Annotated in this window: 6 protein-coding genes and 1 pseudogene; 1 reads left to right on the forward strand and 6 read right to left on the reverse strand. The window is 35.5% G+C overall.

The features are described 5' to 3' along the window. From CCAND38_RS06565 to CCAND38_RS06580, 4 genes and pseudogenes are all read right to left on the reverse strand, one after another. Window positions 1-403: pseudogene (locus CCAND38_RS06565) on the reverse strand (hypothetical protein); the annotation flags it as partial. Between the two features lies 1 nt (window position 404). Further along, the gene (locus tag CCAND38_RS06570) at window positions 405-1,820 is read right to left on the reverse strand and encodes a hypothetical protein (RefSeq protein WP_042344483.1); all 1,416 of its coding nucleotides are present in this window, start codon (window positions 1,818-1,820) and stop codon (window positions 405-407) included. A 451-nt stretch (window positions 1,821-2,271) separates the two neighbouring features. After that, on the reverse strand, window positions 2,272-4,059 hold the full coding sequence (locus tag CCAND38_RS06575; protein WP_042344485.1) for a DEAD/DEAH box helicase: 1,788 nt from the start codon (window positions 4,057-4,059) through the stop codon (window positions 2,272-2,274). Between the two features lie 135 nt (window positions 4,060-4,194). Then, entirely contained in the window at window positions 4,195-5,622 is a 1,428-nt protein-coding gene (locus tag CCAND38_RS06580) for a M20/M25/M40 family metallo-hydrolase (protein ID WP_338083613.1), read from the reverse strand. A gap of 877 nt (window positions 5,623-6,499) precedes the next feature. Between CCAND38_RS06580 and pflB the strand changes: the two genes are divergently transcribed. After that, complete coding sequence (gene pflB / locus CCAND38_RS06585; RefSeq protein ID WP_042009039.1) at window positions 6,500-8,740, forward strand: formate C-acetyltransferase; 2,241 nt, start codon at window positions 6,500-6,502, stop codon at window positions 8,738-8,740. A gap of 123 nt (window positions 8,741-8,863) precedes the next feature. Here the strand turns inward: pflB and ansB are convergent, their stop codons facing one another. Continuing rightward, complete coding sequence (gene ansB, locus CCAND38_RS06590) at window positions 8,864-9,916, reverse strand: L-asparaginase 2 (RefSeq protein ID WP_042344486.1); 1,053 nt, start codon at window positions 9,914-9,916, stop codon at window positions 8,864-8,866. Between the two features lie 36 nt (window positions 9,917-9,952). After that, the coding region (locus CCAND38_RS06595; RefSeq protein WP_042344487.1) for an anaerobic C4-dicarboxylate transporter family protein at window positions 9,953-10,867 on the reverse strand (915 nt) is incomplete at its 5' end.

Genomic DNA, 10,867 nt, shown 5'->3' on the forward strand with positions numbered 1-10,867 from the left:
ATGTTTCCAAATAGTTTGCATAATATCTCTCTCTTGCGATTTCTTCAAACCGTTCCTTTGGAAGCATTAAAATAAAATTATTGATTGTGCCTCCGTTTGCATAATGATTAAAACTAAATGAAATTTGCCAATTTTTAGGTTCGTTTACGTAAAAATATTTGTAAATTTTATTAGTCTTACCACTTTCATAGATTAGCTCTATTTCTCGATGTTCTTTGTAAATGTTTGTTTTCTCAATACAAGATCCATCTTTATCATTCCCTTTTAATTTTCTACTCTCTGTTTTTTGGATACCGTCTTTATTATCAATGATGATAAAAAGATGGTTTGTAGCTATTTGAGCAAATGAAAATTCAAACACAAGTAGCAACACCATCATAACAACAACTTTACCTTTATCCATTTTATTCACAGTTTTTAGTTAACATTCCCACTTCAGTTTCTAACAAATCATTCATTCGTTTCTTTTTGTCAGCATCCTCTTCTTCATACGCTTTTATACCTGCAGCATTAAGACCTTGCCAAGCCAATGCCTCATAAAGTTCATCAGAAGGTTCTTTCTCATAGTGCTCAACATACTTGTTATAATCTGCTGTAAGTTGTTCCTTATGAAATTTTTTGAGAGCATCACGCATTACACTAACATAATACTTTGCCATATATTCGTGGTGTCTTCTTTCATCAGGAACTTCTTTAATGTTGTTTTTTTTGGCAAGCATATCCATATAATTACTATAAGTTTCTCTAAAATCTTTTATTTCGGATAATTCTTTGTTTTCTTCTGTATTTAATTTTCTGTGAATATCTGCGTGAATATACTCGTGGAAAATAGTTTTTGCTATATCCAAGGCACTTCTTCCAACCGCTTTTGATTCACTTATTCGAATATGAATGGCTTTACTTCCTGATGTAAAACTTGTTTTGGCATTTACCTCTCTTCCTTCATAAAGTACTTTATTTTCTGACGAAATTACAATATCAAATTCAGTACCCTTTCCTTCAAATTTACTAAAAATTTCTTTTACATAGTCGTTGTTGCCATTGCGTAGTTTGTCGTGTAGGCATTTAATTTTTTCGTTGGTTATTTGGTCTATGATTTCGTCAATGATATAACCATCATCTTCAATCTCAGAGGCTCCGCCATCTGCTCTCTCTCGCTTGATGTTAACCACAACGGCAGGAGCAGAAGGTGTTCCGCCACCTCCTCCCAAATAGTCATCAGCAATATGGTCTATTTGTTCCATTGGAGGTGTCCAACCGTAATCAATTTCATTATAACACTTCGTAACGGTTCTATATTCATTATGGGCTCTTGCACTTCCTGATAAGGCACATCGGTCATCTCCAACAAAGTGTTTCCCCGAGTTACAAGAATATGAAATAATCAAATTGATGTCATAACAGACTCTGTTAAATGTCATACGCGTTAAATTTTCATGTACGGAAGATGGTTCTTCCATTTTTAGTAGAGCATCTAAATCAGTGTGATAACCTGTACGGATAATAGTCCCGTCAAAACGTTGATTTTTCACTCCTTTAGCAAGGTTGTCCATATACCGATCCGAATACTGATAGCGTATCAAATAGGCTCGAAGCGTGTCATTTACTTGCTCTACAACCAAATTTTCAACCACATTTTTGGGTAAATTCTCACGGTGTGTTAAAAACGAATAACTGGTGTATTTTCCGTTTTTGATTTTCATAATCTGTTTTTCATCTAAATAAACACCGCTGTTGTTTCCTTTAGAAAATATCGATTTACTTCCTTTTTTGCTAATAAATTCGAATACACTACCATTGTGTTTTGCTAATTTGTTCAAGTCATAGGTGTGTACGTGCTTGTCTTCACTATGAAAGTGTACTTCATTTTTGTGAATCTCTTGTAAAGGTTCTTGTTACATTTCCTCTCGCTGACAACCTGATAACATTAAAGAAGCACCATAAATTAGGCTACTACTAATTAAAATTTTTCTTCTCATGATTTTGATTTTTTATAATTTATTGTCGCAAATCTATAAAATAAAAAGGTAATTAAACAAATGAAATCGAAATATTTTATTGTTTTTTACTTTCGAAGTGTTGTTTTTAAAGGAGATTTAAACAGTAAATCTAATTGTAAATATTATTTACATCAAATTGAAATATCTGTAATTCGCAACAAGATATTTGTAGTAAACAAAAAATCCCTATCAAAATTACTTGACAGAGATTTTTGTAACTGTTTATTAATAAGTATGTTACAATCAGTGTATGTTCAATGATGCCAAACGATTATTTTCTTTTTTTTCTTTTAAAGGCATTATCAAAGGCTTGTGCTGCTTTTTGTCCTCTGCCTCTGTCTTTTCTTCGGGATGAAGAACGACCTTCGGATTTAGAATCTCGATCTCTTCGTTTTGAGTCCCCTCGGTTTCTGCCTTTAAATTCTCCTTTACCTCTTGAATCGCGCCCATTTCTACCGCTACCTCGCTCTTCTTTTTTAGAAATTTCAACGTTTACGAAACGTCCATCTAATTGAAAATCATTAAATGTACTGGTCACTAAATCAACCAATTCAGCATCCGTATTAAAGAAAGAGAAGCTGTTCTTTACGTCTACTTTAAAAACATCATCACGGTCTAAATTTAAGGTTGCTTTTAAGAAGTCCTTTAAAGTTTTCCAATCGTAACCATCTCTTTCACCAATGTTTATGAAATAACGTACCTCGCCATTATCGGAACTTCCTTTTTCTTTTCCGTTAGACGCATTCAAATCTTCAGCGTTTTTGTAGTAATTGAAGAAACGGCTAAACTCTACCGCCACCATTCGTTTAATAATTTCTTCTCTATCTAAACCTTGTAAAACATCGTAAATAGCTGGTAAATAGTCCTCTATGGCAGTTTCTACTGTACTATTTTTGATGTTGTTTGCCAGATGATAGAGCTGAATTTCACAAATTTCAATGCCACTGGGGAGTGGTTTTTGTTCAAAGGGTTGTTGAATAATTTTCTCTATGGATTTTATCTTTTTGACCTCACTTTTAGGGATGATAACCATAGAAACTCCCGATTTTCCTGCACGGCCTGTACGTCCACTTCGGTGGGTATAGGTTTCAGTTTCATCAGGAAGTTGGTAGTGAATCACATGTGTGATATCATCAACATCAATCCCTCGAGCAGCAACGTCAGTTGCTACTAACATTTGTATTTGTCTGGCTCTGAATGATTTCATAACCAAATCGCGTTGATTTTGACTTAAATCGCCATGCAATGCAGCTGCATTATACCCATCTTCGATTAATTTTTCAGCAACTGCTTGAGTATCTTTTTTTGTACGACAGAAAACCACTGAAAATATGTCCGGATTTGCATCTGCCAAACGTTTCAAAGCTTGGTAGCGATGGCGTCCATTGACCATATAGTATTCGTGACGGATATTATTCGACGCCTGATTCCGAGAACCTACGGTAACCTCAAAAGGTTTATACATAAACTGACGTGCAATTTTAGCTACTTCGTTCGGCATAGTTGCTGAAAAAAGCCACGTATTTTTTGTGTCAGGCGTATGTGATAGGATACTGGTGATGTCCTCATAGAAGCCCATGTTAAGCATTTCATCAGCTTCGTCTAAAACGCAAATATCTATATTTGAAATATTTACAAAACCTCTTCGAATCATATCCTGCATACGACCAGGCGTAGCTACAATAATTTGAGCCCCTTTTCTAATGCTTTTCGTTTGTTCTTCGATACTTGCTCCTCCATAAATGGCAACTACATGAATGTTAGGCATGTACTTGGAATATAATTTCAATTCAGAAGTAATTTGTAAACACAATTCTCTGGTAGGAGAAAGGATAAGAGCTTGTGTTTCTTTAGTTCCAGCGTCAATTTTTTGTAAAAGAGGAAAACCAAAGGCCGCTGTTTTCCCTGTTCCGGTTTGAGCCAACGCAACCATATCAACATCTTCGGACAACAGGGTGGGGATGGCTTTTTCTTGAATTTCGGAAGGTTTTTCAAAGCCCATATCAGTAATGGCTTTGAGGATGGACTCGTTCAGTCCTAACTGTTTAAATGAATTCATATGTTTTATTCTACGGGGCAAAGGTAGTAATTAATTGAGAATTGACAATTTAGAATTATTATTTTTTTACTGATGTCCCCATTTTTAACAATATATTTTCATTTTCAGTATATGCTTCTTCTTTTTCCAAGTATATCAAAGTCCGTACATGTCTACCAAATAAATCAAACTGGTAATAGCAGCAGCTCCTAATGACAATTCTCGTTTGTTAACGGCATCAAAAACGTCGGTTTCGGAGTGATGGTGGTCAAAATAACGCTGAGAATCAGGGACTAATCCCGCTAATACATTATTTTCAGTCTGTAAAGGGCTGATGTCTAATCCCGGATATCCTTTTCTGAATAAGTGTATATAATATGGAGTAAATAATTTTTCCCACATCTTTATCTTCTCTATTTTTTGGGCTTCACCACGCAAATTAAATCCACGAGGAGAAAATCCACCCGCATCTGTCTCTAAAGCAAAGATTTGATTTTCTCTATTTTTTTTGCTTTCTTCAGCATATTTTTGACCACCTCTCGCACCATTTTCTTCATTAGCGAAAAGAACAATGCGAATAGTGCGTTTTGGTTTGTAATTCAATGATTTAAAGATACGAATAACTTCTAAACTTTGAGCAACACCAGCTCCATCATCATGGGCTCCATGTCCAACATCCCATGAATCAAGATGAGCTCCAAAGGTAATAATTTCATCGGGATAGAGGCTTCCTTTGATTTCCCCAATTACGTTGTAAGATTGTACATCGTCGAATGTTTTACAATTCTGTTTGAAATAAAATTCCAATTTTGGATTTAAGACGAGCAGGGTACTTAATAAATCGGCTCCTTTGGTGCTGATTGCTGCGGCAGGAATGTGTCTGCTTTTTGGCAAGTCTTCATACGACATTACTCCTGTGTGAGGATGGTCGTCAATTTTATGAGATAATGATCTTACAATCACAGCGATGGCTCCTTTGTTTACTGCAACTCTTGCTCCTGAGTAACGCTGTGATCCACAGGCACTGTACGAATCAAATGCGTCAATATATTCATTAGGTAAAGCTCCATTTAGGAATACAATTTTTCCTATAACACTGTTAATATCTGCTTTTTCTAAGTCTTCCAAACTTTTAAACTCAATGACTTGTCCCTTGATTCCCGAAGCAGGTGTTGCAACCGAGCCTCCCAGTGCTAAAATGGGAACCGGAGTAATTTTATTTTTAGCAGTTTGGATATAGGCATATTCAGGCAAACCACGTACCCAATGAGGAACCATCACGGGTTGTAGTTTAACATCAGTGTTCAATTCCTCAAGTTCGGTTTTCAAAAATTCAATCATTTTTTTCTCACCATGTGACCCCGACAGACGATGTCCTATCTGATAGCATATATGGTGCAACCAATCGTATGCCTTGCCCTTTGTTAAAGTTTCGGTGTGGATTGAACGCAACATAATTGAATCCTTCTCAAAAGTTTGTGCGTTTGAAGTAAAGAAAGCAACGCAACAGATTACAGTGATTATATTTTTCATAAACGTTTCTTTGATTTCGTAATATTTTCTATTCCATTTAGTTAATACCATTCCACTTGAAATTTTAACCACTAAAATATCCAAGTTTTACTCGCAAATATAAAATAATATTTTGTCACATGAAAATATTTTTTTAACATCTGCATAAACTATCCGAAATTTTGAATAAAAGAAGAACCTGAGAATTTCGTACGTTTATCAAGCTCTATTTTTTCAAAATATAGACACTTCAAGCGAAACTAAATACAAAATAAACCTGTAATTGGACAAATTTTAGCTTTCGTCTCATTACAGATTTTAAATATATAAATATTTAATTATGAACAGTATAGGTTGAATTATCCTATCAGGTATATCACTAATTGGAAGTGTTATTCGGACAACTGAATGAATGTTAAACGCTACTCTATATTAGGTTTTGGAATATTCCACTAGCAGTGCTTATATTCATGCAAAAGCATGAATCTAGTGTTGCTTTTCAGTGATATGAAGTAAAATAAATACGTTCTTTTTATGAGCGAAAAAATGGTAAAATTTCAGATTTATGTAGCCATATTATTATCTTCTTTTGGAATAGATGAAATGGTTTTATTATGATAAAGGCAATACTTAGTAATTTTAAGAGCAAATAATACCATGATACGACATTTGAAACTTAATTATGTGTACAATGAAAAGAAAATCAAAGTGAAAGAATAAAAAAACTACGTAAATACTTTTCAATAGAGATAATCAGTAGGTTTACAACTAAGTTTATTTTAAATCAAATAGTTAAAAACAAAAATGTCATAAAATTAAAAACTTTTGGCAGGAATAGAAAAATAAGTTTTTGGTAGAAAAAGATAAAAAAATCTTTTGGTATTTAAACGCTTTTTTTATATCTTTGTTACGGTTTTAATGAACGTGAGATAACAAAAAAATAGACAACATGGTAGCAACAGAACTTAAAAAACCTTTCGTTGGAGGAAAATGGGAAAATCAAGTTGATTTAGTCGATTTTATTACCAAAAATTACACTGAGTATCGTGGAGATGCCTCTTTTTTAGAAGGTCCTACCGCTGATACGACTGAGCTTGTAAGGAAATTTGATGAACTGATGAAGCAAGAGCGTCTTAACGGCGGGGTTGTTGACATGGACACAAAAATTCCTTCAACCATACTTTCTCACTCTGTAGGATATCTAGACAAAGAACGTGAGAAAGTAGTTGGATTACAAACAGATAAGCCTCTAAAACGAGCTTTAATGCCTTTTGGAGGTATTAATATGGCGATACATAGTTGCGAAGCTTATGGATATAAAGTTGAAGATGAAGTAGTTAAAATTTTTACAGACTACCGTAAAACACACAATCAAGGGGTTTTTGATGTGTATACTCCTGAGATGCGTGCTGTGCGTAAATCGGGGGTAATTACTGGACTTCCTGATGCTTATGGAAGAGGTCGTATCATTGGAGACTATCGTCGTGTAGCTTTGTACGGAGTAGATCAGCTTATCCAATTCAAAGTAAAGGATTTCAATGAGATTGGATCCGATGGTGTCATGACCGAACATATTATTCGTGACAGAGAGGAAGTAGCTGAACAAATTCGAGCTTTGAAAGAGTTAAAAGAACTTGGAAAAATGTACGGTTTCGATATCTCAAAACCTGCTACGAATGCTCGTGAAGCAGTTCAATGGCTTTATTTTGGATATTTGGCAGCTATCAAACAACAAAACGGTGCTGCGATGAGTATCGGAAATATTGCAACTTTCCTTGATATTTACATTGAACGTGACCTACAAGACGGAACACTTACTGAAGTGGAAGCTCAAGAACTCATTGACAACTTAGTGTTGAAACTTCGAATGGTGAAATTTGCTCGTACGCCCGATTACAACCAATTGTTCTCAGGAGATCCGATTTGGGCAACACTTATCGTTGGGGAAATGCTTGATAATGAAAGATCTTTGGTAACGAAAACCGATTTCCGCTTCATTCATACTCTCGACAATATGGGGAACTCTCCTGAACCTAATTTGACAGTTCTTTGGTCTTCAAGACTTCCAAAAGGATTTAAAGATTTCTGTGCTGAATCTTCAATTAACCATTCAGCAATCCAGTATGAGAGTGATGAGCTTCTTTCTGACTTCTTGAAAACCTGTGATAAATCAATAGCTTGTTGTGTATCGGGAATGACCACTGGAAAAGACATGCAATTTTTTGGAGCGAGAGCCAATTTAGCTAAAGCATTGCTTTACGCTATTAACGGAGGAAGAGATGAAATGACAGGCGAACAAATTGGACCTAAAACAGAACCTTTACGTGGCGTATTAAACTATGATAAGGTAATCGAAAGTTACGATCAATTTATGGAATGGTTGTGTAAATTGTACATCAATACATTGAACGTAATCCACTATATGCATGATAAATATTCTTATGAAAGTTTGGAAATGGCACTACACGATACTAATGTTCGTAGGTTTATGGCTACAGGTATCGCAGGTTTCTCAGTTGCCGTGGATAGTTTGTCTGCAATAAAATATGCCAAAGTAACTCCAATTGTTGATGAAACGGGACTTGCAATAGACTATAAAATCGAAGGGGAATTCCCTACATTCGGAAATAATGATGACCGTGCGGATGCTATTGCTGTTGAATTATTGAAAAAATTCATGACAATGCTTCGCAAACATAAAGTGTACAGAGCTGATGAAACCACAACATCCATTCTAACAATTACTTCGAATGTCGTTTACGGTAAGAAAACAGGAAATACTCCTGATGGAAGACGTGAAGGAGAACCTTTCTCACCAGGAGCAAATCCAATGAATGGAAGAGACAGAAGTGGTGCGTTGGCTTGTTTGAGTTCGGTAGCTAAAATTCCATATGAGTACAGTCGAGATGGAATAAGTCTTACGGCGGCTTTCACACCTTCGTCATTAGGAAAAACTAAAGGTGACCAAATAAAAAATCTAACTTCGATGATGGATGGTTACTTCTTACAGGGAGGTTTCCACTTGAATACAAATGTGTTTAATAAAGAAATGTTAGAAAAAGTAATCGCAGCTCCTGAGGAGTATCCTAATTTTACAATTCGTGTATCGGGATATGCAGTAAGGCTTATCAGTCTGACACCTGAACAACAGCGTGACGTATTAAGCCGTACAATGCATGAATTGATGTAATTATTAAAAGAACATAACATTAGAAAATGAAAGTTGTCCACCTTCGGACAGCTTTCATTTCGTTTGTTCTAATAACTTACTTGGGTTATATCCATAAAAAATTAATATATCACAAGTAAAAGTTCAATATTCGTTAAAATATTGCTGAATTAGTTTCCAGTCTTTGGTTTTTGTAAGTGCAAGCATCAGTAGTATACGTGCTTTTTGCGGATTTAGAGTTTGAGCGGCTACGAAATTGTATTTAGTATCATCTACTTCGGCATCAAGAGTTGTCGCACCCATGGGTACACGCGATGAACGTACGATTTGAATACCTTTTTTCTGAGCTTGTACAGCTAAATCAAATAGTGTGTGATAAAAATTTCCGTTTCCTACACCTGCATAGACAATTCCATCGAATTGAGCATCTATAAAAGCTTTCATTGGAAGTTCCGACATATTAGAATACCCATAAACGATACCTACTTTTGGTAAAAATTTTAGATTATCTACATCAAAAATAGATTGTGTGGTATGTTTATTTTGAGGCATTCTACTGAAAAAAGTTTTTCCATTATGGATATATCCTAATTTGCCAAAATTCGCACTTTGGAATGTTTCCACAGCCAATGTATTGCTTTTGATTACATCTTTAGCATCGTGTATAACATCATTCATCACTACCATTACCCCTTTGTTAGTAGCCTTTGATGAAGCTGCAACTACTATCGCATTGTACAAGTTCAAAGGCCCATCGGCACTCATTCCTGTAGCTGGACGCATGGCTCCAACCATCACCACAGGTTTATTGCTATGAACTGTAAGATTAAGAAAATAGGCTGTTTCTTCCATAGTATCCGTTCCATGGGTGATGACAACACCATCGTAATTTTCCTTTGTAAGAAGTTCATTGACTCGTTTGGAAAGTTTCAGCCATACTTGATCGTTCATATCCTGTGAACCTATTTTTACAAGTTGCTCTCCACTAACTTCTGCTACATTTTTTACCTCTGGAACGGCTTGTAGTAATTCATAAATTCCTAATTCACCAGCCTTATAATTACTGTCGGTGGTTGATTTACTAACTCCAGCGATAGTTCCACCAGTGGCAATAATGCGTATCATAGGCTTTTGTCCGAAGACTGCCATAGGTATGAAAATAACTAATAAAAGGATAATTTTTTTTGGAATCTTCATAAGATATATTGTATTGTAAATCAATTTATTATATAATCAGAAAAACAAAATCAGGAAATATCCAACAGCGATAGAAACAATGGTAGCAACAAAGCCAGGCAGTTGAAACGAATGATTAAGTACATATTTTCCAATTCGAGTAGTTCCTGTACGGTCAAAACTAATAGCTGCTACTACAGTGGGGTAGTTTGGAATGAAAAAATACCCATTTACGGCAGGAAACATGGCAACCAGAGCCAATGGAGGAATGCCCAAAGCAATTCCCAACGGGTAAAGTGTACGCACCGTAGCGGCTTGGCTAAACAGCAAAATGGACATTACAAAAAGAGCTATAGCAAACAAAAATGGATAATCAGTGACTATATGTTCAATATGTGTTTTAAAAAATTCAATATTTCCATTAAAAAACGTATCTCCCATCCATGCGATACCAAAGATAGCAATTACGGCCTGCATTCCTGCTATAAAGACGCTCCCTTTAACTGCTTTATCTACATTCGTTTTAGTGAAAATAAGCATCAATCCTGCAATGGACATCATCACAATTTCAATAATTTCAGTCATTCCGAGTCGGTAGGAAGTGCCATCGGTCAATACAAACGAAGGTCGTAAAGAAGGAATAGATCCGAAAATAACAATTAAAAGTACACCTATTAGAAAAATAATTACCGAAATAAGTGCTTTTTGGTTTTCCTTAGCAGAAATTTCATAAGTTGTTTGTTTCTCATTTTTTAAAATTCCGTCACTTACTCTTCGTTGATACTCGGAATCTTTTTCCAAATCTACCCCAATAAATCGTACGGCAAAAGCACCAACAATCACCCCTATGAGCGTAGAAGGGATACATATCATTAATATATCACTGAGTTCAATGCCTTGTCCTCCCAGAAGCGTTGTTCCTAAAAGAGCTGCCGTAGCTGCAGAAATGGGACTTGCTGTAATGGCTTTTTT

Origin of the sequence: Capnocytophaga canis, assembly GCF_000827555.1 — a bacterium.
Classification (GTDB): Bacteria; Bacteroidota; Bacteroidia; order Flavobacteriales; family Flavobacteriaceae; genus Capnocytophaga; species Capnocytophaga canis.

What these genes read in the sequence shown, in the direction of transcription:
- pflB (WP_042009039.1), top strand. Translation starts at nt 6,500, where the DNA reads ATGGTAGCAACAGAACTTAAAAAACCTTTCGTTGGAGGAAAATGGGAA.
- CCAND38_RS06580 (WP_338083613.1), bottom strand. Translation starts at nt 5,622, where the DNA reads ATGGTATTAACTAAATGGAATAGAAAATATTACGAAATCAAAGAAACG.
- ansB (WP_042344486.1), bottom strand. Translation starts at nt 9,916, where the DNA reads ATGAAGATTCCAAAAAAAATTATCCTTTTATTAGTTATTTTCATACCT.
- CCAND38_RS06575 (WP_042344485.1), bottom strand. Translation starts at nt 4,059, where the DNA reads ATGAATTCATTTAAACAGTTAGGACTGAACGAGTCCATCCTCAAAGCC.